The sequence below is a fragment of the Clostridium thermobutyricum genome (genome assembly GCF_000371465.1).
GTDB lineage: Bacteria > Bacillota > Clostridia > Clostridiales > Clostridiaceae > Clostridium > Clostridium thermobutyricum.
Map to the genome: position 1 here is coordinate 1,678,151 of NZ_KB850956.1, position 24,612 is coordinate 1,702,762.

General features: G+C 26.5%; 23 protein-coding genes and 1 other annotated feature. Of the genes, 7 read left to right on the forward strand and 16 right to left on the reverse strand.

Annotated elements, in window-relative coordinates; all coding sequences use genetic code 11:
* Positions 1-127 precede the first annotated feature (127 nt).
* Together HMPREF1092_RS07815 and HMPREF1092_RS07820 are read right to left on the reverse strand one after the other, a co-directional pair.
* Entirely contained in the window at positions 128-1,297 is a 1,170-nt protein-coding gene (locus tag HMPREF1092_RS07815) for an aminotransferase class I/II-fold pyridoxal phosphate-dependent enzyme (RefSeq protein ID WP_002598111.1), read from the reverse strand.
* A complete protein-coding gene (locus HMPREF1092_RS07820) occupies positions 1,294-1,776 on the reverse strand; it encodes an Lrp/AsnC family transcriptional regulator (protein ID WP_002598112.1) in 483 nt (160 codons plus the stop codon). Before HMPREF1092_RS07820 ends, HMPREF1092_RS07815 begins: the two co-directional genes overlap by 4 nt.
* Positions 1,777-1,832: 56 nt before the next feature.
* Positions 1,833-2,063: a binding site (T-box leader), on the reverse strand.
* Between the two features lie 116 nt (positions 2,064-2,179).
* Here HMPREF1092_RS07820 and HMPREF1092_RS07825 point away from each other — a divergent pair.
* Positions 2,180-2,959, forward strand: a complete 780-nt coding sequence (locus HMPREF1092_RS07825) for a histidinol-phosphatase (protein ID WP_002598113.1) — start codon at positions 2,180-2,182, stop codon at positions 2,957-2,959.
* Between the two features lie 86 nt (positions 2,960-3,045).
* Here HMPREF1092_RS07825 and HMPREF1092_RS07830 read toward each other — a convergent pair whose 3' ends face one another.
* The 5 genes from HMPREF1092_RS07830 to scfA all read right to left on the reverse strand — a co-directional run bounded on the left by HMPREF1092_RS07830 (position 3,046) and on the right by scfA (position 8,027).
* Positions 3,046-3,537 carry a hypothetical protein gene (locus HMPREF1092_RS07830; RefSeq protein WP_002598114.1) on the reverse strand — a complete coding sequence of 164 codons (492 nt, stop codon included), beginning with the start codon at positions 3,535-3,537 and terminating at the stop codon, positions 3,046-3,048.
* A 102-nt stretch (positions 3,538-3,639) separates the two neighbouring features.
* Positions 3,640-5,058: an aminotransferase class I/II-fold pyridoxal phosphate-dependent enzyme gene (locus HMPREF1092_RS07835; RefSeq protein WP_002598115.1), complete on the reverse strand. Its 1,419-nt coding sequence runs from the start codon at positions 5,056-5,058 to the stop codon at positions 3,640-3,642.
* A 13-nt stretch (positions 5,059-5,071) separates the two neighbouring features.
* Complete coding sequence (locus HMPREF1092_RS07840; RefSeq protein WP_002598116.1) at positions 5,072-6,295, reverse strand: M16 family metallopeptidase; 1,224 nt, start codon at positions 6,293-6,295, stop codon at positions 5,072-5,074.
* A gap of 103 nt (positions 6,296-6,398) precedes the next feature.
* Entirely contained in the window at positions 6,399-7,754 is a 1,356-nt protein-coding gene (scfB, locus tag HMPREF1092_RS07845) for a thioether cross-link-forming SCIFF peptide maturase (protein WP_002598117.1), read from the reverse strand.
* 135 nt (positions 7,755-7,889) lie between these two features.
* Positions 7,890-8,027, reverse strand: coding sequence for a six-cysteine ranthipeptide SCIFF (gene scfA / locus HMPREF1092_RS07850; protein ID WP_002598118.1), 138 nt, complete (start codon positions 8,025-8,027; stop codon positions 7,890-7,892).
* A gap of 444 nt (positions 8,028-8,471) precedes the next feature.
* On the opposite strand from scfA, the gene HMPREF1092_RS07855 reads away from it, so the two are divergent.
* Both HMPREF1092_RS07855 and aspD read left to right on the forward strand, forming a co-directional pair.
* Complete coding sequence (locus HMPREF1092_RS07855; protein WP_002598119.1) at positions 8,472-9,992, forward strand: tetratricopeptide repeat protein; 1,521 nt, start codon at positions 8,472-8,474, stop codon at positions 9,990-9,992.
* A 206-nt stretch (positions 9,993-10,198) separates the two neighbouring features.
* Positions 10,199-11,824: an aspartate 4-decarboxylase gene (aspD, locus tag HMPREF1092_RS07860; protein ID WP_002598120.1), complete on the forward strand. Its 1,626-nt coding sequence runs from the start codon at positions 10,199-10,201 to the stop codon at positions 11,822-11,824.
* A 30-nt stretch (positions 11,825-11,854) separates the two neighbouring features.
* Here the strand turns inward: aspD and HMPREF1092_RS07865 are convergent, their stop codons facing one another.
* Both HMPREF1092_RS07865 and HMPREF1092_RS07870 read right to left on the reverse strand, forming a co-directional pair.
* Positions 11,855-12,841, reverse strand: a complete 987-nt coding sequence (locus HMPREF1092_RS07865) for a polysaccharide deacetylase family protein (RefSeq protein WP_002598121.1) — start codon at positions 12,839-12,841, stop codon at positions 11,855-11,857.
* Positions 12,842-12,977: 136 nt separating this feature from the next.
* Positions 12,978-13,658, reverse strand: coding sequence for a hypothetical protein (locus HMPREF1092_RS07870; RefSeq protein ID WP_002598122.1), 681 nt, complete (start codon positions 13,656-13,658; stop codon positions 12,978-12,980).
* A 151-nt stretch (positions 13,659-13,809) separates the two neighbouring features.
* Between HMPREF1092_RS07870 and HMPREF1092_RS16470 the strand changes: the two genes are divergently transcribed.
* The 4 genes from HMPREF1092_RS16470 to fba all read left to right on the forward strand — a co-directional run bounded on the left by HMPREF1092_RS16470 (position 13,810) and on the right by fba (position 18,010).
* The gene (locus HMPREF1092_RS16470; RefSeq protein WP_002598123.1) at positions 13,810-14,397 is read left to right on the forward strand and encodes a hypothetical protein; all 588 of its coding nucleotides are present in this window, start codon (positions 13,810-13,812) and stop codon (positions 14,395-14,397) included.
* An 84-nt stretch (positions 14,398-14,481) separates the two neighbouring features.
* Positions 14,482-15,123, forward strand: a complete 642-nt coding sequence (locus HMPREF1092_RS07880) for a PspA/IM30 family protein (RefSeq protein ID WP_002598124.1) — start codon at positions 14,482-14,484, stop codon at positions 15,121-15,123.
* Between the two features lie 523 nt (positions 15,124-15,646).
* Positions 15,647-16,831, forward strand: coding sequence for an SAM-dependent methyltransferase (locus HMPREF1092_RS07885; RefSeq protein WP_002598125.1), 1,185 nt, complete (start codon positions 15,647-15,649; stop codon positions 16,829-16,831).
* 315 nt (positions 16,832-17,146) lie between these two features.
* A complete protein-coding gene (gene fba / locus HMPREF1092_RS07890) occupies positions 17,147-18,010 on the forward strand; it encodes a class II fructose-1,6-bisphosphate aldolase (protein ID WP_002598126.1) in 864 nt (287 codons plus the stop codon).
* Positions 18,011-18,116: 106 nt separating this feature from the next.
* Here fba and HMPREF1092_RS07895 read toward each other — a convergent pair whose 3' ends face one another.
* The 7 genes from HMPREF1092_RS07895 to HMPREF1092_RS07925 form a co-directional block, all read right to left on the reverse strand.
* Complete coding sequence (locus HMPREF1092_RS07895) at positions 18,117-18,671, reverse strand: GNAT family N-acetyltransferase (protein ID WP_002598127.1); 555 nt, start codon at positions 18,669-18,671, stop codon at positions 18,117-18,119.
* A gap of 16 nt (positions 18,672-18,687) precedes the next feature.
* Positions 18,688-19,170: a YdeI/OmpD-associated family protein gene (locus HMPREF1092_RS07900; protein WP_002598128.1), complete on the reverse strand. Its 483-nt coding sequence runs from the start codon at positions 19,168-19,170 to the stop codon at positions 18,688-18,690.
* Positions 19,171-19,288: 118 nt separating this feature from the next.
* Positions 19,289-20,140 carry an agmatinase gene (speB, locus tag HMPREF1092_RS07905; RefSeq protein WP_002598129.1) on the reverse strand — a complete coding sequence of 284 codons (852 nt, stop codon included), beginning with the start codon at positions 20,138-20,140 and terminating at the stop codon, positions 19,289-19,291.
* Positions 20,133-20,984 (reverse strand): polyamine aminopropyltransferase, encoded by an 852-nt coding sequence (speE, locus tag HMPREF1092_RS07910; RefSeq protein WP_002598130.1) that lies wholly within the window; start codon positions 20,982-20,984, stop codon positions 20,133-20,135. The genes speB and speE overlap by 8 nt, the downstream gene beginning before the upstream one ends.
* 21 nt (positions 20,985-21,005) lie before the next feature.
* The gene (locus HMPREF1092_RS07915; RefSeq protein ID WP_002598131.1) at positions 21,006-22,460 is read right to left on the reverse strand and encodes an aminotransferase class I/II-fold pyridoxal phosphate-dependent enzyme; all 1,455 of its coding nucleotides are present in this window, start codon (positions 22,458-22,460) and stop codon (positions 21,006-21,008) included.
* Positions 22,461-22,473: 13 nt separating this feature from the next.
* On the reverse strand, positions 22,474-23,292 hold the full coding sequence (gene speD, locus HMPREF1092_RS07920; protein WP_186003710.1) for an adenosylmethionine decarboxylase: 819 nt from the start codon (positions 23,290-23,292) through the stop codon (positions 22,474-22,476).
* Between the two features lie 553 nt (positions 23,293-23,845).
* A complete protein-coding gene (locus HMPREF1092_RS07925; RefSeq protein ID WP_002598133.1) occupies positions 23,846-24,394 on the reverse strand; it encodes an ECF transporter S component in 549 nt (182 codons plus the stop codon).
* Positions 24,395-24,612 lie beyond the last annotated feature (218 nt).

Sequence of the window (24,612 nt, forward strand, 5' to 3'; positions counted from 1 at the left end):
TCTAATCCCTTCTTTCATCTTTTATTAATATTATACATTATTTGTTAACTTTTTCAAAGGTAATAAATATCTCTTGTTAAAATAAAAAGTCTTATAGTATTTAAACTATAAGACTTTTCTATAAAAATTATTTTTTATATTTTTCTATAAATTTCCTAATTCTTCTTATTCCTTCTATTAAATCTTCTGTTGAAGATGCATAGCAAGCTCTTATATATCCTTCTCCACATTCTCCAAAAGCACTTCCTGGAACTGCTAAAACTTTTTCTTCCATTAAAAGTTTTTCACAAAATTCATCTGATGTCATACCAGTAGATTTAATACATGGAAAAACATATAAAGCTCCTAAGGGTTCAAAGCAACTTAATCCCATTTCTCTAAATCCTTCAACAAGAATTCTTCTTCTTCTATTATATTCATTACTCATTTTTCTAACACTTTCATCACCATTTTTAAGTCCTTCAATTGCAGCATATTGGGCTGTTGTTGGTGAACACATTATTCCATATTGATGAATTTTTTTCATAGCTTGTATTATTGCTTTATCTCCACAAGCATATCCAAGTCTCCAACCTGTCATCGCATAAGCTTTTGAAAAACCATTTATAACTATTGTTTTATCTTTAACTTCTTCAAAAGATGCTATAGAAACATGTGGTTTATCATAAGAAAGCTCCGCGTATATTTCATCTGAAAGTATTATTACATTTTTATCTTTTAAGACATCAACTATTTCTTTTAATTCATCTCTTGTCATTATTGCACCAGTTGGATTATTAGGAAATGGTAATATAACAATTTTAGTTTTTTCTGTTATAGCTTCTTCTAATTGTTCTTTAGTAAGCTTAAAATTATTTTCCTCTTTTAAATTTATTATTACTGGAGTTCCTCCAGCAAAAGCTGTACATCCTTTATATGCAACAAAACTTGGTTCAGGGATTATAACTTCATCTCCCTCTTCTACAAGAGCTCTAATTGCTAAATCTATTCCTTCACTTCCACCTACAGTAACTAATATTTCATTATCTGGATTATAAGATATATCAAATTTTCTATATAAATAGTTACTTATTTCATTTCTTAATTCAATAAATCCTGCATTAGATGAGTAATGGGTATGTCCTTTTTCAAGAGAATAAATTCCAGCTTCTGTTATGTTCCAAGGAGTTACAAAATCTGGCTCTCCTACACCTAAAGAAATAACTCCTTCCATTTCATTTACCATATCAAAATATTTTCTAATACCTGATGGAGGCATTTTTTTTACTTTATCAACTATCATATCTTCTAAAATCATATAAATATGACCTCTCTTTCTTTTGATTGTTTATCTTTAAATATTCTTCCGTGATCTTTATATTTTTTAAGAACAAAGTGAGTTGCTGTTCCTTGAACATATTCTTGAACTGCTAATTTTTCTGAAACAAACATAGCAACCTCTTTCATTGTTTTACCTTCTACTATAACTGTTAAATCAAATCCTCCAGAAGACATTAAATAACATGCTTTTACTTGAGAAAATTTATATATTCTTTCAGCTACTTTATCAAAACCTTGACCTCTTTGTGGTGTTATTCTAACTTCTATTAAAGCAGTAACAGTTTCTTTTCCTGTATTTTCCCAATTTATAAGAGTTGTGTATCCTGCAATTATATTTTTTTCTTCATAATCTCTAATAGCTTCTCTTACCTCTTCAACAGTTTTTCCTGCCATTGTGGCAATCTCTTTATCAGTATACCTGCTATTTTTTTCTAATATCTCTAATATTTCTTCCATACTCTAATTCTCCTTCACTACCTATTTTAAATATAAAAAGTCCCTTTCTAATTAAAGAAAGGGACGAATATTTCGTGGTACCACCCTAATTCAGAAGAAAAAAATTTTTCTTCTCTCATTATCCAATATAACGTTTGGAATTCGTTTTTACCTATTTAAGTATTAAAACTTAGTTCTCAGTAAAAAAATTCATAGACTGCCTTCAAAAGATTATCTACTAAGTCCCACCAAACCTTAGCTCTCTAAAAGATAATTTCCTTTTTACTTTTTCTAATCTCTATTTTTTTCCTTTTTATTTTTCTCTATTATATTCTTATATAAATATAAATTCAATAGTTTTTTTTATTAAATTTTGATACCATATATTTATAAATTATTATTTTTTTAAAGGAAGTGTATATATATGTCTATAAAAACTAATTTTCATACTCATACTACAAGATGTCTTCATGCAAGTGGCTCTGATGAAGAATATGTATTAAAAGCAATAGAGCTTGGATATAAGACTTTAGGCTTTAGTGACCATGCACCTTACCCTGATAATAGACTTGGTCTTAGAATGAAATATAATGAATTAGATGAGTATTATTCATCTATTAACAATCTTAAAAAAAAGTATAAAAATGAAATAGAAATTTTAATAGGATTAGAAATAGAATATGATAAATCTGTACATTCATATTATGAAAAACTTTTAGAAAAATTTGATTATCTCCTTTTAGGTCAGCATGTTACCCCTCATAAAGGAAAGCTTATAAATAATTTCGAATTAAATAACACAGATGATTATGTTCTTTACGCTGAATCTATAAGTGAAGCTTTAGAAACAGGATATTTTCCTATTTTAGCTCATCCAGATTTAGTTTTATTAAATCCATTTGCTTGGGATGAAAATTGTAATAAAGCCTGTGATATAATAGTTAATGCTGCAAAAAAAAATAATATTATATTAGAACTTAATGCAAATGGTATAAATAGAGGGCTTAAAGAATATCCTGATGGAATAAGATATCCATATCCTAATAAAAAATTCTTTGAAAAAGTAAGTAAAGAAAATTTACCAGTTATAATTTCTGCTGATGCTCATAATCCAAATAACTTAGGATCAGAATCTTTAAATATAGCATTAAATTTAGCAAGAGAATGGAATTTAAATATTGTAGATGATTTTAGAAATAAATAAAAAATCCCCTGTTAAATAGATTTTAGTGGGATTTTATTTATCTATTTAACAGGGAATTATTTAATTAGAATAGCACTAGTTTAATATTACCAGTTTTTATCTCTGCATCCATTGCAGTTGTCATTCCATTCATAATGATTTTTGCAATCACAATCATCTTTATGCCAATTACAGTCATCTTTGTGCCAGTTGCAATCATCATTCCATTTACAATCATGATCAAAATCGAAGCAATCACAATCATCATCAGAGTCATCTGTACAAGGGCAAATATTTATTGTATTATTTTCTCTATAACATTCAATAGCTTTTATCATGAATGCATTTGCTCTCTTTAATTCTCTTTCTAATCTTTGGCTTAATTCTTTTGCTTCTCTACATAATTCATTAGCTTTAGCATCTATACAATCAGCTTTCTTTCTTAATTCTTGTGCTTTACATCTTAATTTTTTTGATTCTTCTAACTTCTCAGTTATACATACTTGTAATTTCATAGTTCTTGCAGCTAATTCTATAGCACAACGTTCTAATTTAGCACATTTTTTTATATTACAATTAGGTTTAATATTCATACTCATAATCGGTTTCTCCTTTTCCTTGGTAAAATTTTTTTATATCCTTAGTAAAACTTTATTCTATATAATATATGAGTAAATAACCTTTATGTTTCCTAATTGTATTTATTTTATAATTTTTATCTTATTATCTTCTAAGCCTATTATATCTATATTTTTCTTTATACAATCTTTTATTATATTTAATATCTCATTATTTATTATTTCACCAGGACATAATAAAGGAATTCCTGGTGGATAAGGAACTATATGTTCTTTAGAAATTTTTCCAATTAATTTTTCATCTATAGTCATTTCTATAAATTCTTTATCTAAAATTTCATAAGGCTCATATTTCTTTTCTGGTATTTCTTCAATAAATCTACTATTTATAATAGAATCAGATTTTATTTCTTCTAAATTTAAATTCTTTAAAGCTATATATACTTTTTCAAAGTCTTCATCTGTATTAAATGTAGAAAATATTAATACAACTCCTCTACTAAAGCTCATTTCACATTGAATTTTTTCTTTTCTTAAATATTCTAAAAGTTTTTCACCTGAATATTCTTTTTCTAAAATTATTACATATCTTGTCTTATCTATGCTGTATCCTTTATATAAATCCTCTTCTGAATAAATATGTATACCTTCTATTTTTTCTATACACTCTCTCCATTTTTCACATCTTAATATTAATTCTTCATAATCCTTTTCTCCATAAACCTCCATATAATGTCTTCCATAATCTAGAGATGCCATTAAAATATATGAAGGTGATGTTGTTGTAAGAGCGCTAAAATAAAAATCAACTTTTGGATTATCATCATTTACAATTAGATATCCAGCTTGTGTTAAAGAAGGTATTGTCTTATGAGCACTTAATATTACATAATCTGCTATAGAAGTTAAACTTTTAGGTAATTTATTTGTGCAATTATAATGTGCTCCATGAGCTGAATCTATAATAGTTTTTATATTTTTCTTTTTAAGTTCTAATATAAGTTCTTCTATTTCATAACTAACTCCAAAATAATTTGGATATGTTAAAATAACACCTTTTACATTTTTATTTTTCTCTAATGCTATTTCTATATCTTTTATTGTAGGTGGAAGAAAAATATCTCTTTCTTTATCTACTATTCCTTTTATATATGAAACTTTTAATTTCTTTAAAATTAAAGCATTATAAATTGACCTGTGACAATTTCTTTCCACTAATACTTCATCACCTTCATCAAATGCAGAAAATATAGATATTATATTTGCTCCTGTACTACCATTTAAACTAAAATAAGCTTTTTTACAATCATAATATTTTTTTAAAAGCTCAGTAGCTTCTTTTATTATTCCTTCAGGATGATGTAAGTTATCTAATGGTTCTACTTCTGTAATATCTAAACTTCCCATTTTTTCAAAGAATTCTCTTCCAACATAATCTTTTAAAAAGGCTTTACCACATTTATTACCTGGCATAGATAATATTAAGTTTTCTTCTTTATTATATTTTATTATTTCTTCAAGAATTGGAATTCTTCCCTCCATTAATTCTCATCTCCTAATTTTTACTTTGAATTATTTGAATACTTTTTTTACTAAAAAGTTTTGATACTAGTTCTTTTAAATGTTCTTTAGTTATAAAATCTAATAAAACATCTTCATTTAAATATATTTTATAATCACCATGCATAGTATCATAAGTTGACAATTCTTTTGCTAAAATAATACTTTGTTCTTCTCTAAATAGTCTTTTTAACTTAAATCCTTTTATTAAATCATCTATATTTTCTTCTGAAAGATTATCTATTATATCTCCAATTTCATCTATAGCTTCATTTACTATTTCTATAGCTTTATCTATGTTATTATTTGAAGTTCCTAATATTATTTTATAAAGCTTTATACTCTTTTCATTTGATATCTTAGGAATAACATCATATATAAGCCCTCTTTCAGTTCTAAGTTTATTAAATAATACTGAATTTATTCCATTACTAAAAAGCTCATTAAAAACTTTTAAAACTTTTATTTCATCTTCATTTAAATCTTCTATTGGAAAAATAAATTGGATTTTTGCAGAAGATATTCCATCTCTAAAATCTCTATATACGCCTTCTTTAAAAGTTTTGTATTCTGGCTTTTTTAATTTTACATTTTCTCGTCCTTCCCACTCTCTAAAAATTTTCCAAACTTTATATTTTACTTCGTCAAAGTCCATATTACTTACAACCGAAATAGTGGTATTTCCTGGAAAATAAAGTTTATCATAAAAATCTTTTATATCATCTAATGTTATTTTTTCTAAATCTTCCATTCTTCCTATAATAGGATATTTTATTCTTCTTTCCTCAAATGTATTAAGAAATTGTTTATCTTCTACGAATTGTTCTAATTCTTCATCCCATTCTCTTAACTCTTCTTTTATAACGTCCATTTCCTCTTTAAAACCATTTTCAGGAAATACAGGATTTAATAAAATATCTGAGAATATTTTTATTCCTGTTTCAAAGTCTTCTTCTAATAATGTTCCATAATATATTACATAAGGATAGTTTGTCATAGCATTATTAAATCCAAACACCTTACTTAAATCACGATTTATTTCATTTTCTTTTCTATTTTTAGTTTCTTTAAAAATCATATGTTCTGTTGCATGAGCTAATCCATACAATTCTTCTTCCATATCAGCTCCAGCATTTATTGAAATACAAACTGATGTAAGATTTGTTTCTCTTTTTTTATAAACAAGCTTTAACCCATTCGCAAAAATATGTTCTTGCATATATATTTCACCTTTTATCTAAACAATTTTAAATAATCCTTTCCTTAAAATAAAAATAGGTGAAGCAAAAGCTTCACCTAAATTATATACTATATAAAAATTTTTATTCAACAGCCTTTAATGCAATAGCACATTCAATTCTCTTCTTTTGCATTTTACATCCAATTTCATATGGTATTTTTATGTCACCATTAAATGCGAAGTTATTTGATTGACATCCACCACTACAGTAGAATTTTGCCCAACAATCTTTACATTGTGGTTTATTGTATATATGAGCTTTTTTAAATGTTTTACCCATTTCTGCATCATAAGTATCATCAAATATTGATCCTAGTTTAAATTCTTCTTTACCAACAAATTGGTGACATGGATAAACATCTCCTTGAGGAGTTATAGCAACATATTCAAATCCTGCTCCACACCCTGAAATTCTCTTATAGACACATGGTCCACCTTGAAGATCTATGTTGAAGTGATAGAAGTTAAATTCATCTCCTTCTCTCTTTCTTCTAGCCATTTCATCAAAAAGCTTATCATAGTTTTCAAATATTTCTTCTAAATGCTCTTCTTTTAATGCAAGAGGATGTCCCTTTTCAAGAACTACTGGTTCTATTGAAATTTCTTTGAATCCTTGATCTGCCATATACATAGCATCTTTAAAGAAATCTAAGTTTTCTGCAGTAAATGTTCCTCTTACACAGAAATGTTTGCTCTTATCTCTTTTTTCTACCATTTGTTTAATCTTAGGTAGAATTTGATCATGTGAACCCTTACCATCTATTCTTATTCTAACCTTATCATTAACTTCTGGTCTTCCATCTAATGAAAGGATTATATTACCCATTTCTTTATCTATGAAGTCCATTTTTTCTTCATCAAGAAGAGTAGCATTTGTAGTCATTGTAAATCTAATATTCTTATTCCATTTTTCTTCGTTTTCTCTAGCATAAGCTATTATTTCTTTTACAGTATCCCAGATCATAGTTGGTTCTCCACCAAATAAATCTACTTCTACGTTTCTTCTTGGTCCACTTCTTCTAACTACATATTCTAAAGCTTTTTTAGCAGTTTCTAAGTCCATAACTCCTTTATGTCCGTTATATTCTCCTTCATCTGCAAAACAATATTTACATCTTAAGTTACATGAATGAATGATGTTTAAACAAACAGCTTTTATGTAGTCTCTATCATCCATAGAGCTGTGAGCTATATCTTCATACATATCCATTGAATAAAGAACTCCTTCTTTTACAAGTTCTTTTAATTCATCATATGCTTCAGCGATTTCTGCTTCGTCATATTTTCCACTTAATTTTTTTAAAACTTCTTCTTTAGTTTCTAATTTTTTTTCTTCAACAATATCATAAACTAGCTCGTCTACAACGTGAACTGCTCCTGTATTAACATCTAAAACAAAGAATTCGTCTCCTTGTTTAAATTTATGAATTAATGACATTTTTAAACTCCTCCTAATTTATAAAACATTTCAGTATATATTAAAATTTTTCGTAATAGAGTTGACTAATAAAACTTTTAAACAATAAATTTCTTAAAATAAGCAGTAACTTTTTAAAAGTTACTGCTAAATTAATTAAGCTTCACACTCTAAGTTAGCAACTGTGCATGAAGTTTTACAAGCTGATTGACATGAGTTAGCACACTCTTTACAACCTGGCTTCTTTAAGCTGTTCTTTATGTTTGTTTTGTTTATAGTTTTTATGTGTTTCATATAATTAATCCTCCATATATTAAAGAATAACATATACGATTATAACATAAAAATTTTTCTACTTCTATATTATTTTACTTTGCTATACATTTTTAAGTAAAATTTAATGTTATTATATTAATAACCTTTTACTTCATTTATATTATGTTTTATAATCTATCTCTAGCTTTATATTATAATTTCTTAATATCCTGTTTGTTCATATTATATTCATATATATCTGATAGAATCTATCTAAAAGTTGTTTTATAAATAAATTTATACTAAAGAAAACCTTTAGAAAACATACAGTTTATCTATGCTTTCTAAATTTTTTCTGCTTTTAGTTATAAATTCACTAAAAATTATTGTTACTTTTTTATTAAGAAATTATTTTGAAATAATTTTGACTTAAAAAAGTAATAAAATAGTTAAGATAAAAGTCTTTAACTTTAAGGAGGACGTATGGAATTTTCGAATAAAAAATTACAAAAAGCATTTGAATACTATGAACAGGGTAAATATAAAGAAGCATTAAAAATTTGTAGTAAAGTTTTAAATAAAGAATATAACAATGAGGACGCATTAACTTTAGAAGGTGAAGTATTATTTAAATGTGGAAGAATAGATGATGCTATAATAACTTGGAAAATAAATGCGGAATATAATAATAATGAGTTAGCTAAAAAACATTTAGCTAGAATTGATAGCGGAGTTAAAGAAATGGCTTTAAGCTATACAAGCATTTACTCTGAAGATGAAGAATATAAAAGATTAATAATAGATGCATATAGAGAATCTAAAAAAGAAGAAGAAAAAACAGAAAACAAAGAACAAGAACCTATTGAAAATAAAGAAAAAACAGAAAATGAAAGTAACAAAAAAGAAGAAAAAGAAAAAAATAAAAATGATGAAACAGTTAAAGACGAATCAATAAAAGTTACTTCAAGTAATTCTAAATCAGAATCTGTAGAAACTAAAGATTCTTCTAATTCTTCTAAAGAAGATTTATCTAAAAATGAAGTTTCAGAAAAAGATAAAATTATAGAAAAAGAGCCTGAAGTTGAAAAAACAGTAACTCCTTCAGAAAATGTTACTATTAATGAAGTAACTCCTGTTGAAAAAGAATCTGTTGAAGAAAAAGTTCCATCTTTTACAGAAGATGTTAAAAAAGAAGAAGCATCTCCTGTAAAAGAAGAAAAAATTAATAATGATGTTAAAAAAGAAGAAGTTCCAAGTGATTCTGAACCTAAAGTTGATGTCATTAAAAGAGAATCTTCTAATGAATTAAAAAGAACTAGAGTTGAAAAACACTGCAATGCTAAAAATAGTTTTAATAAAAAAATTGTTGCTGTAATTGTAGCTGCTGTTATCGTTATTGGAGGTGGAGTTGCTATTTATAAAAATAGTCCTTCAAAACCAGCTTCTGAAAAACCAAAAGTTGAGGTTCCTAAAATAGATTGGTCAAACTTTAATTCAGATGTACAAACAGCAATAAATAACCAAAACTATCCAAAGCTTTATGCTTTATTAACTCAAGCTCCTGAAAATAAAATCCCTCAAGCTGAACAAGCTTCATATCAAGCTGGTTTAAAAGCTATGGATGAAAATGGTGTACAATACTTCTATGATCAAGGTATGAATTACTATAACCAAAAACAATATCAACAAGCTATAGATTCATTCCAAAAAGGACTTAAATTTGCACAAAATAATTACTTAGCACCTCATTTAACTTACTTTATTGGTGCTTCATATTCTGGCCTTGGTGATCATCAAAAGGCTGTAGAATATTATAAACTTTACTTAAAGAACTTCCCTAATGATGATATTTATAATTCAGGATGTCTTTATGTATTAGCTAAATATTACTATGCTCAAGGATATGTTAAGGAAGCTCAAAACTATGCAAATCAGCTTCAAAATAAATATCCAAATTCACCTTACAATAATACTGATATATCTAATATATTAAATAATAAATAATATCTAAAATTTATAAAAGGTTACTTTAAATACAAAAGTAACCTTTTATATTTTTTCAAATTTTATAATAAAAAAGTAAAAAAAAATTAACACTATTATAAAGCTTTATTTTATCTTATTAAGGAAATATATAGTATAATTGTAATTATGCTTATTAAAAATTTGTTTATATTTGTATAAAAATATAAATTTTTCGGAGGTGCAGAATGGATAGAAATATTCAACGTGAAGAAATTGAGAAAATATACGGTAAAATTAGTCCGTTTGAATTTAAAAACAAATTAATAAGTCTTGCTACTGAAGAAAAAGGAGCTCGTACTTTATTAGATGCTGGTAGAGGTAATCCTAACTGGACTTGTGCTACTCCTCGTCAAGCATTTTTTACATTTGGACAATTCGCAGTTGAAGAAACTCAAAGAACATGGCAAAACTGGGATTTAGCTGGTATGCCTAGCAAATCTGGAATCTATGAAAGATTTTTAAATTATATTAAGGAAAATCCTAATATGCCTGGAATTGAACTTTTAAAAGATATGATTGAATACGGAATAAATAATAAGGGATTCACTCCTGATGATTGGGTTTTTGAATTAGCTGATGGAATTATTGGAGATAACTATCCTTTCCCAGATAGAATGTTAAATCATATAGAACAAATAGTTCATGACTATCTTATTCAAGAAATGAAATATAGAAATGAAAAAGATGATAAATTTAATATTTATGCAGTTGAAGGTGCTACTGCTGCTATGTGCTATCTTTTTGATTCTTTAAAAGTTAACCATCTTTTAAATGAAGGAGATACTATAGCTATTATGACACCTATTTTTACTCCATACTTAGAAATTCCTATTTTACCAAATTACAATTTAAATGTTGTAAAGATCCAAGCTAGTGAAGAAAGTACATCTGGAGTACATACTTGGCAATACCCAAAAGAAGAATTAGATAAACTTAAAGACCCTAATATAAAAGCTTTATTTATAGTTAATCCAAGTAATCCTCCATCAATTGCACTTAGCGATAGATGTAGAAACCATATAGTTTCTATAGTTCAAGAATATAATCCAAATTTAATAATAATTTCTGATGATGTTTATGGAACATTTGTAGAAGGTTTTCGTTCACTTATGAATGATCTTCCATATAATACAATTGGTGTTTATTCATTCTCTAAATATTTTGGTGTTACAGGTTGGAGACTTGGAACAATAGCTTTACACGAAAAAAATATTTTAGATAAATTAATAAGGGAACTTCCTTCAGAGCATAAAGAAACTCTAAACAGAAGATATGGTGATATGTGCAAAGACCCTTCAACAGTTCCATTTATAGATAGAATAGTTGCTGATAGTAGACAGGTAGCATTAAATCATACTGCTGGACTTTCTACTCCACAACAAGTTCAAATGGCATTTTTCTGTATGTTTGCATTACTTGATAAAGCAAATAGATATAAAAATAAAACAATAGATATATGTCATCATAGACAAAAGCTTCTTTTTGAAGGTCTTGATTTAGAATTACCAAAAAATAAATATGATGCAGCATATTATACTCAATTCGATCTTTTAGAATGGGCAAATAAATACTATGGATCAGAATTTGCAGCTTATCTTCAAAAGTATCATAAACCATCTCATATACTTTACAGATTAGCACAAGAATCTTCAATAGTTCTTTTAAGTGGTAGTGGATTCCAAGGTCCTGAATGGTCTATACGAATATCATTAGCAAACTTAAATGATAATGCTTACTCAAAAATAGGTAATGTATTACATAATATTCTTGAAGAATTTGTTAAAGCTTGGGAAGAAACAAAACAACAATAAAAAAATAGGCACTACTTAGTGCCTATTTTTTTATTGTTCTGAATTTGTTTGTTCTTGATTTGTTTGTTCTGGATTTGATATTACTTTAAATGCATATCCTTGATTTTTATAATACTCTATTAATTTTGGTAATGCTTCAACAGTTGTTTTTTTAGCTGCTGCATCGTGCATTAATAAAACAACATGTTCTTTATTTGCAGATTCTTTAATTGCTGTATTTATAAGTCTATTTGGTGCAATTCCATTTCCTGTTGCATCTCCAGTTTCAGCATCCCAATCAATTGAAACTACTCCTGTTTCCTTTAAAGCTTCTTTTAAAGCATTTAAGTTTTTGTCATGATAATAAACTCTTGACATATATCCTCCAGGCATTCTTAAAACTCTTGTATTAAAGTTATCCCCTAAGATATTTCTCATTATTTTATCAGTTTCTGATATTTCTTTCATAAATACATTTACATTTACGTTATTTGATGGATATAATTTATGGAAATTATGTGAGTATGTATGGTTTGCTATAGCATTTCCACTTTCATATATCTCTTTTAAGTATTCTCTATTTTCACTTGAATTTTCTAAATTACTTCCTAAAGCAAAGAATGTTGCATGTACTCCATATTGTTTAAGTATCTTTAATATTTTAGGAGTATTTTGACTTGGTCCATCATCAAATGTTAAAAATACCTCTTTTTCATTATTTACTCTTGCTTTTGAATTTAACATTGTAAATACTTGATTTGCTGGAACTGCATAACTTTTTGCACTTTCTATTATATTTGATCCTTGTTCTGGATATCCATATTTATTTTCAGTAACAACTTCTTTATTTTGTGATTTTTGATCTTGATTTTGAACATTTTGATTATTTTCTAAAGTTTTAGTATTATCTATAGGCTTGTCCTTAGCTTTTGCTTCTACAAAATGCATAACTCCTCCTATTATAACTACTAACGCGATAACTACCCCTATCACTACTACTTTAAAATTTACATTTTTTCTTTTTTTATATCTAGCCACTATTATTCCCCTCCGTCTAGTCTTCCTTATGACATAATTCTACTATTTATACTTATAAAAAAAGTTAAAATTTTAATACATTTAGTCAATATTTAATTAATTTTTTGTAATTTTTATAATATTTTTATACACTTAATTATTCTCCTACATTTTTTTCATATAAATTAGCAACAAAATTAAACTTATATTTATCTTCTACAGCATTATACTCTTCTTTCCCCATATTATTTTTGTATTTTAATATTAAATATTCTCCATTAGAATTTAAAACTCTATAATCATAAGGATCATCATTAAAACTTACTTGTGCTAAAACTTTAATGGTATCATAACTTCTAGTTTCGCTATTATAAAGTCTAGTCATATAATTTGTAAAAAGTATAAAATTATATGTTTTCTTATCACAATCTGTTACTTTTCCTATTTCACTACAAGCCATACAACTTTTAAATGGACATTCAATCATACATTTTAGACATTTACAACTACTACATTTAACTAATTTATTTAAATTCTTTTTATAACTATCTTTATATAACTCTAGTCCATTTATTAAACTTTGAATTTGCTCAGAACTTAATAAGTCTTTTTCTACAAAAAGTACTTTTTTCTTTTTTGAAATCTCTGTTTCAGCATTTTGTACCATAGTCATATATTTATCTAATAACTTAATATTTTTGAAAAAATATCTATTTTCTATATCTGTTCCTTCTTTAAAATCATTAATATCATCTAAAGCAAAAGTTATATCTGAAAAAACTCTACCATATGTTTTCTTTTCTTTTTGTATGTATTCTTTAGCTACTGTACTATTCATAAAATCACCTCTTAAATATTTTATTCTAATTTATTATATTTTTCTACAAGCCAAATTAAATTTTATTTAATTAAATATAATTTAATTTGTATTTTACTTGAAAAAACTTTATCATTAATTTAGTTTAAAAAAATATGGAGGCAAATACATAATGAAGCGCAAAACTAATTTATTTATTAAACTAGCTATCATATTTGTTTTTTGTATAGGAATTTTCTCTTCATTTAAGTGGACAAACACTTATGCTTTTAGTTTTGGTACTAGCTCAAGTTATAGTTCATCTAACTATAGTAATGAAGATGAAGGTTCATCTAGCACAAGCGTAGGATTTCTTTCTTCAAATAGGTCAAATTCTAATTTTAGCACTTCTAATAAGTATAGTTCATCTTATAACAACGAATCTGAAAATTTTAGTGGAAGATCTAACTCTAACTTTAGTACTTCTAATAAATATAGTAATTCTGGACCTAGTGGAAATTCTAACAATTACAATGAATCTAATTATAGTAACAATAGTAGTAGTAATAGTAATAACAACAATAATTCTAGTAGTGGATTTAATATTTTTGGTAATATTAGAAGGCATCACTCAAGTATGCCAATGTTTAATTTTGGAATGCCTGGCTACAGATCACACAGACATTTTACTTTTTTAGGCGGATCACATTTCTTTAAAATAATTTCTGTATTAGCAGTAATTATAATAATAATCTTATTATTTTATTTCTTCTTTCTTTAGTTATTACTAATATGTAAATTATAAATGTATATATAGATTTTTATAAAATTTGTATTATAATCTTATAAAAAGGAGGAATATTAAATGAGTATATTTAATAGAATTTCAAATATGGTAAAAGCTAAGGCTAATTCAGCTCTTGATGAAATGGAGAATCCAATTGAATTATTAGATCAAAAAATCAGAGATATGGAAGAGTCTTTAAATAAAGCTAAAATTTCTTCTGCCCAAATTTTTGGGAACTTAAAAGCAATTGAAAAAGAAATGAATGAGGCTAAAGAAGCTTCTAATGATTATGATAGTAAAGTTAGATTAGCTATGTCTAAAGGAAATGAAGAACTAGCAAAAAAAGCTCTTAAATTAAAATTAGATTCAGATAAAAAATATGAAAGTTTAAAAACTTCTTATGAATCATTAGAAAAGAAAGCTGATACATTAAAACAAAATCTTTCTTCTTTACAAGAGGAACTAGATAAAACTAGAAGCTATAGAGATGAAGCAGTTGCTAGACTTAATACTGCTAATGCTTCAAAGCAAATAAATGAAATCATGGCTAATGTTAAAAGTAAAGATAATTCAATAAATTTAGATGATATTGAAAGAAAAATAGCTAAAAAAGAAAGCTATGCCGAAGGCCTTGAGTCTTTAAAAACTCCATCTCTTGAAGATGAATTTAAAGCACTTGAAGAATCCAGTTTAGAAGAAGAATTAAACAAATATAGATAGTTTATATAACCTTAATGAATTATATAATTCATTAAGGTTATTTTTAATTTAAACACATAATATTTTATGAACTTTTTTTAAATAAATCTATTTTTTATAACTCTGAAAATCAAGATAATTACAAATTATATATAACTGTCAAAATTAAAAATAATTTTCTATTTATTTTAATATAAGAAATAATATATATATATTATTCATATTTAAAGTTAAAAGCTTTATTTTAGTAATTTTATTCATTAAAAATTATCAATTGAATTTTTATTTTTCTAGCTCTATCTAACCCATTGAAAACTCTAACTTTATATACAGAATAAACTTCATATTATATAGTAAATACTAGAATTTCTATGTATTTTAAAGTATTATGCCAATTTTATTGATAAAAATGGATTTAACGACTATTTTTATCTATTTTTTTGTTTTAATTAATCTTTTATATAACGGTATAATCTTTCTGTGATAAGTCAATAATCTTATTATAGATAAAGATAGATTTAAATTTAAACAAGAGGTGAATAAAATGGCAATGGATAAAGCGATTGTAAAAAAATTCTGTAAGAACTTAAGTGATATGCCTTTCACTTTAAAACTTTGGGATGGAGAAGAAATAAATTATGGTGAAGGAGATCCTAAATTCAAAGTTATTATAAATGAATTCCCTTCAAAAAAAGAACTTTTAGCTGATGCAAGTATAGCTCTTGGAGAAGCTTATATGGATGGTAAAATAGAACTTGAAGGAAATTTACAAGAAATTTTTGAAAGTATGATGAGAAGAAGCGAAAGTTTCTTAAATGAAAGTACTCTTTTAAAATTCGTTGGTAAAATAGCTTCAAACTCAAGATCAAAATCAAAATCTGATATAGCTAGCCACTATGATATAGGTAATGATTTCTATAGCATTTGGTTAGACGAAACTTTAAGTTATTCATGTGGATATTTTAAAAATGAAGATGACTCTCTTTATGATGCCCAGATGAATAAAATCCATTACATCCTAAAAAAATTAAATCTTGAAGAAGGTCAAACTCTTCTTGATGTTGGTTGTGGATGGGGATACCTTTTAATAGAAGCTGCTAAACTTTATAAAGTAAAAGGTTTAGGAATAACTTTAAGTGAAGAACAATACAAAAAAGCAAATGAAAGAATAAAAACTTTAGGTCTTGAAGATTTAGTTGAAGTTAAATTAATGGACTACAGAGATCTTAAGAAAAGTGGACTTGAATTTGATAGAATTGTAAGTGTTGGTATGGCTGAACACGTTGGTCATAATAATTTACCACTTTACTTTGAAAATATTCAAGCAGTTCTTAAAAAAGGTGGATTATTCTTACTTCACAACATAACTAATCCTGTTGAAGTTGTAGGAAATGGATGGATAACTAAGTATATCTTCCCAGGTGGATACTTACCAACATTAAGAGAAGAACTTAATATTGCTGCTGAACTTGACTTTAGAACAATAGATATTGAAAGTTTAAGACGTCATTATATGAAAACTCTTATGCATTGGTTAGAAAACTTTGAAAATAACATTGATAAAGTTGAAAAAATGTTTGATCAAAGATTTATAAGAATGTGGAGAGTATATTTAGCTGCATGTGCTGCTGGATTCCACTACTGGACTATAGATATTCACCAAATCTTATTCTCAAAAGGAACTAATAACGATCTTCCAATGACTAGAAAATATCTTTACGAAGATTAATATATAAATACAACCTCTTTACACCAAATACAAGCTTAAAAGCTAGTGATTAAATTTAATCACTAGCTTTTATAATTTTTATTTTTTCCTATATTAACTAAAAATTCAAGATAAAATAATTTATTTTTATAAATTTATTTTTATATAAAGTTTTGATATAAAAAAACGTATTAAAAGCTTAGTTTTTTATACATTTTTCCTTATTTCTCTTTGCATATTTTACTTTTTGGGGTATACTAAATTAGAGAGAAATATATGTAAAAAGCATCTAATTCTCAAATTAAAAACAATTTATAGTATATGGAGGTTTTGTACATGTTAGTTTCAGCAAAAGAAATGTTACAAAAAGCTAGAGAAGGTAAGTATGCTGTTGGTCAATTCAATATCAACAACTTAGAATGGACTAAAGCTATACTTTTAACTGCTCAAGAAAATAACTCACCTGTTATCTTAGGAGTTTCAGAAGGTGCAGGAAAATATATGACAGGATATAAAACAGTTGCCGCTATGGTTTCTGCTATGATAGAAGAATTAAATATAACAGTTCCTGTTGCTTTACACTTAGATCACGGTAGCTACGAAGGAGCTAAAAAAGCTATTGAAGCTGGATTCTCATCAATCATGTTTGATGGATCACATTATGCAATAGAAGAAAACATTGAAAAAACTACTGAATTAATCAACATTACTAATGCTAAAGGATTATCTTTAGAAGCAGAAGTTGGATCAATCGGTGGAGAAGAAGACGGAGTTATCGGTGCTGGAGAAATAGCAGATGCTAACGAATGTAAACAAATAGCTGATTTAGGAGTTTCAATGTTAGCTGCTGGTATTGGAAACATCCATGGACAATACCCTGCAAACTGGGCTGGATTAGATTTCGAAGCATTAGCTAGAATCAACGAAGCTACTGGAAACATGCCTTTAGTTTTACACGGTGGTACTGGAATCCCAGATGATATGATTAAAAAAGCTATATCATTAGGAGTTGCTAAAATCAACGTTAATACTGAATGTCAATTAGTATTCGCTGCTGCAACAAGAAAATACATTGAAGCTGGCAAAGATTTAGAAGGAAAAGGATTCGATCCAAGAAAACTTCTTGCTCCTGGATTTGAAGCTATCAAAGATATCGTTAAAGAAAAAATGGTATTATTCGGATCAGTTAACAGAGCTTAATTTATCCAATTTAAAAAGCACTCAAATTGAGTGCTTTTTTGTATTTATAAATATAATTTTTATTAAAATTTTCTATAATCTTTATTTTCTAACTTCCTAACATAAATTATAATTTCTTAGATAATATACATCTTCTTAATCCACCATATTTTTCTTTTTCTTTTTCAATTTTATATTCTATTTTTATAAAACTATTTAAACTATGAGGATTATCAGGAGATACTGTAGACATAATTAAATTCATATTTTCTTTCTTAGCTAAGTCTTCTATAATTCCACATATTTTTACTTGCAATTTATTTCCTCTATAAGCTTTATGAACTATAGTTGATTCTACTTGAGCTACTTTTAATAAGTCATCTCCACTTATATTTATATCATAACCGTAATTTTCTTTATCTTTTCCTAATTTACAGTATACTCCCATACCTATAAGTTCATTATTTTCATTAAAACATCCAACAATCTCTCCCATTTCTCCTGTGAATCTCATAATTGATTCCCTTGATGTTGGATAATATAAATCTTTATTGGGAAGCCATTCTATAACTTTATCTTGTAAATCCATAACTTTATCTAATTCATCATTTTTTACAAGTCTTATAACTCCATTTTCTAATGTATTTTTTTCTTTATTTTTAAGCTGTACTTTTATATTCAATTTAATCCCTCCATTATCATTTAATTTTTATATTACTAGTTAGTTTTAATATTGCTTCATTAATTCTTTTAATTTTTGTTTTCTTTTTCTTTGCACCTGTTATCCAAAGAAAATATTTTCTTTTATTACTATAAGATAATGTTTCAAAAAATTCTTTTGCCTTTGTCTCTTTTTCTAAAAGTTCTTTAAATTCTTTTGGCATTTCAATTATTCTTTCTTCTTTATCTTCTTCTATTGTCACATCTATAATATCACCAAAAGTTTTATTTAAACTCTTTCTTATAGCTTTCGTTATACCTAAAATGTGGCAGTCTCCTCCCATTTTAACAATTGACCCCTTATATTCTATACCATCAAAAGTTGCTTTTACTTTTACTCTTTTTGCATTATATTTTTCCTCTACATTAAAAGGTATTTTTATATATGATGCATCTTTACCTTCTACTTTCAAAATTTCTGATTTAAACTTTTCCATATTTTTGTTTAATCTCACTTTCATTTATTATCTCTATAAATTCTTTTACTAATTATATCAAAAATAATTCCATAAAATATTACTTTTAAATTTGTTTTATAAAAAAGAGTATATTATCTAAAGATAATATACTCTAATTTCTTTATTTATTTGCTACTATAAGCATTTCTCTTAATACTTTACATGCAACTGCTGTTGAAGTACCTGATGTATCATATTGTGGGGATAATTCGTTTATATCTATTCCAACTATATTATTTAATTTTCTAAATTCAAGTATTCCATTCATAAGTTCCTTAAATGTTATTCCTCCAGCTTCTGGAGTTCCTGTCCCAGGAAATATTGATGGATCAAGAACATCTAAATCTATTGTAATATAAACTGGCTTATCTTTAATTTTTTCTACCACTTTATCTAAATTATCTAGATTGAATTTATTAGTATACATATGATCTTTTGCCCAATAAAATTCATCTCTTTCTCCTGAACGAATACCAAATTGGAATATTCTATTATCTCCTACTAAATCCCATACTCTACGAATAACTGAAGCATGTGATAATTTTTCTCCTAAGTAATCATCTCTTAAGTCTGTATGAGCATCAAAATGTATTACATGTACATCTGGATATTTATTAAATATAGATTTAAATGCACCTAAAGTTACTAAGTGCTCTCCACCTATCATAAGTGGAGTTTTTCCATCATTTAAAACTTTAGCTGTATATTCCTCTATCATATCTAAAGCTTTAGTTGTATTTCCAAATGGTATATCTAAATCTCCTCCATCATATATGGAAAGATCATAAAGATCTACATCTTGATATGGACTATAGCTTTCAAGACCATAAGATTCGCTTCTCATTACTTTACTTGCAAATCTAGTTCCTGGTCTAAAAGAAGTTGTTCCATCAAAAGGTGCTCCAAACACTACTGTAGTTGCTTCGCTATATTCACATTCGCACCCAATGAAAGTTTCTATATTTCTATTCATGTACGCTTTCTAACATTTCTTTAACATAGTTTGGTAGTGCGAAGCATCCTCTGTGTAAATCTGTATTATAATACTTAGTTTTTAATCCTAAATCATTCCATTTTTCCACATCAGCTTTTAAAGGATCATATTTTTTTGAAGCAAATCCAAATAACCAATGTCCTGATGGATAAGTTGGAATATGAGCTTGATATACTCTACAAACTGGGAAGCATTCTTTAATTCTCTTATGTGCTCTCTTCATTGATTTAGCATATGCTTCATAATATGGACTTTCATGTTGGTTAACAAGTATTCCATCTTCTTTTAATGCTTTAAAACAGTTTCCATAAAATTCTCTTGTAAATAATCCTTCTCCTGGTCCAAATGGGTCAGTTGAATCAACTATTATTAAGTCATATTTATTTTCTACTGATCTTACAAATTTTAATCCATCTTCAAAATATAAAGTAACTCTAGGATCATCTAATTTTTCAGCTGTTTGTGGTATGAATTTTTTACATACATCCACAACTAATTTATCTATTTCAACCATATCAATTTTTTCAATTGAACTATATCTAGTAAGTTCTCTTACTGTTCCACCATCTCCAGCTCCTATAACAAGAACATTTTTGATATTTGGATTAGTTGCCATTGGTACGTGTACTATCATATCATGATATATAAATTCATCTTTTTCAGTAACCATCATTAATCCATCAAGAGTAAAGAAAGTTCCAAATTCTTTTGATTTAAATACATCTATTCTTTGAAATTCACTTTTACCACTATATAATTGTTCATCTACCTTTATTGAAAAACGAGCTTCTGGTGTATGCTCTTCTGTGTACCATAATTCCATAATAATTCACTCCTTAAAATTTTATTTTAAAACTTGTATTTCATTTATATCCATATCCTCTGGCCCTGTAATTAGGCTTCCTTTTTCCTTAGAAGCTAATATACATTCTATAGCTTCTTTAGTTATAAGTTCACCAGGTGCAAGTATAGGTATTCCTGGAGGATAGCACATAACAAATTCACCTGTAATTCTTCCTTCACTTTCTGAAATAAGAATACTTTCCTTTTCTGCATAAAATGCTTCTTTAGGTGATTTTTTAACAATAGGATTTATATATTCATGGTCAAATATACCTTTTTTATCCTTTGTATGAATTCTTTTTATTTCACTTAATGCAGATACAAGTCTCTCTATGTTATATCTTGTATCTCCTACTGATATAATAGATAAAATATTTCCTATATCTCCAAGTTCAATTTGAATTCCATAATCATCTCTTAATATATCATAAGCCTCTATTCCTGCAAGTCCTACATCAAGTGTATTTACAGTCAACTTAGTTATATCAAAATCAAATACATTATCTCCATTTACTATTTCCTTTGAAAAAGCATAGTATCCTCCAATTTTATTTATTTCACTTCTTGCATATTCTGCAATAGATACTACTTCTTCAAATATTTCTTCTCCATGAAGTGCTAAATTTCTTCTTGCAATATCAAGTGAAGATAAAAGAAGATAAGAACCACTAGTAGTTTGAGTTAAATTTATTATTGTTCTTACATAGTGTGGATTTATCTTTTCATTTTTCATAAGAAGCATTGAACTTTGAGTAAGAGATCCTCCTGTTTTATGAATACTTACTGCTGCCATATCTGCTCCTGCTTCCATAGCTGATACAGGAAGTCTTTTATCAAAATAAAAATGAGTTCCATGTGCTTCATCTACTAATACATACATTCCATGACTATGTGCAAGTTTAACAATTTCTCTTAAATCTGAACATATTCCATAATAAGTTGGATTATTTACAAAAACTGCTTTTGCATCTGGATGTTCTTTTATTGCCTCTTCTATATCTTTTAAAGACATTCCAAGAGATATTCCAAGCCTCTTATGAATTCCTGGATTTATATATATAGGATTTGCTCCTATTAATATAAGTGAATTTATAGCTGATCTATGAACATTTCTTGGCATAATTATCTTATCCCCTTCTTTACAAACGCTCATAATCATTGCTTGAACTGCAGATGTAGTTCCATTTACCATAAAGAATGCACTATCTGCTCCAAAAGCTTCTGCTGCAAGTTCTTCTGCTTCTTTTATAACACTAGTTGGATGACAAAGATTGTCTAAAGGTTTCATTGAATTTACATCTACTGAAAGACAATCTTCTCCTAAAAATTCTTTTAATTGTTTATTTCCTCTTCCTTGTTTATGTCCTGGAACATCAAAAGGAACTATTCTCTGATTTTTATACCATTTTAGTGCTTCATAAATTGGTGCTTTATTTTGAGGAGATTTATTTTCCATATTTCATTCCTCCTTAATAGATATTTACTCCACCATAAATTTCTATCATTTCTTTTGATAACCTGTCTCTTATTTCTCTTCTTTCATTTGGTGATAACTCAAATTGATCTGAATTAAATAAATAATTATTTAATTTAATTTCATTTACCATCATTTTTGTATGGAACATATTTGCTTGATAAACATTCATATCTATACAATCATAATTTTTAAGTGTATCTTCATCTATATAATCTTGAATTGATCTTATTTCATGATCTATATAATATTTTCTTCCTGCAATATCTCTTGTAAATCCTCTGACTTTATAATCAATTGTTATAACATCTGAATCAAAACTTGATATTAAATAATTTAATGCATTTAAAGGAGATATTTTCCCACAAGTTGAAACATCAATATCTACTCTAAAGGTTGTTATATCATTATTTGGATGACATTCTGGATATGTATGAACTGTTAAGTGACTTTTATCTAAATGTCCCATAACACTATCTCTTAATGCCATATATGAAAATTCTCCTTTATTACATGAAGGATCTATAACCGCTACTGGTAAAGCCTCTTCAGTAATTAGTACATTTACACTAGCCCCTTGAGGCTCATAATCTTGTTTTGAAATATTTAAAACATGGGCTCCTATAATTTCTGTTACATCACATAAAATTTTAGTTAAACGTTCAGAATTATATTGCTCATCAATATATTTTATATAATCTTCTTTTTCTTTTTCAGTTTTGGCATAACAAACATCATAAATATTAAAACTTAAAGTTTTAGTTAGATTGTTAAAACCGTAAAGTGTAATTTTTTCTTTCAAAACTAACCTCAAATCCTTTCATTTTATAATTTTCATAACTTTTTTCACATGCTTAATTGTATTTTTATTAAAAAATTCTTAATATTACTAAACCTATCTAATTAAGTATATAAGCTAAAGTTACTATATTATCCATTTCTCAAACTAGAAATACTAAATATAAAACTTGATATTACTAAACTTTTTACTAAAAAAATTTTTCCAAATATTAATATACTTTTAACTCTTAATTTATTGTTAAATTTTTCAATGTCGATAGTTATTATATCTTAGTAAATTTTATTCGTCAATCTTTCATATTAAAGTTTGTTTTTTATTAAAAACAATAACTATTTAGATATATTTATAACATTTTAGCTATATTATCTATATTTTTTTCAAATTATTAATTTAAGACTCTTCATATTAACACTTTCTATTTTATAGTATATTTCTATATAATAGAAAAGATGAAAAATATATCATAAATATATTTTTCATCTTTAATACTATTTTACTAAATATTATTTTAAAATACAATATGTAGATAAATAGAATAAAAACCATTATATTCTAAAATCTATATTTAGCTTAAAAATTTAATTCTTGCTTTTTGTGCAATTGGTGCTAAAGGAATAGCTATTATTATTCCAACAACAACTTCTGATAAATCTCCTACAAAATGAGATGCTGCATAAAGTATACTTCCAACAAACCCTACTGAAGCTCCTGTAATTATTCCACCCATTATTGCATTTCCTATGAAATAACCAATTAAATTTACTATTGCACCTACTATAAATGCACCTATATATTTTTTAATACTCTTCTTCTCAACTTTTTCTAATATACTTGCTACAGTTAATGCCATAAGACCTTTTATTATAAAAGTAAAAGGTGCCCATATTACATATCCAGCAGCAACATCTACTAAAGCCATTCCAATAGCAGCTGCTATAAATCCTTTTTTCTTTCCTAATAAAACTGCACCTGCTAAAACCATACAATCTCCTGGTTGTATAAAACCATTTAAAGTTGGTATCTTTACTATACTACCAGCAATAAAAATTAATGCTATCATAAGTGCTGTAAATATAAGACCTACTATCTTTTTATGTTCACTACTGCGTTCCATCTCTCTTGCCTCCTAATTTCTTCTAAAATAACTATATATGTATAAATGCTTTTTTTCAATGTCATCAAATATTGGTCATATTTTTTTTACATTTGTAGTTTGTTAAAATAATCTTTTTATATACTAATTCTTCTTAATTCAAGCTATTTTTAAAATTAATTAATAACATTTGCCTTAACTTTTTATTCATATTTATAGTTAAAATTGTACCGGTTCAT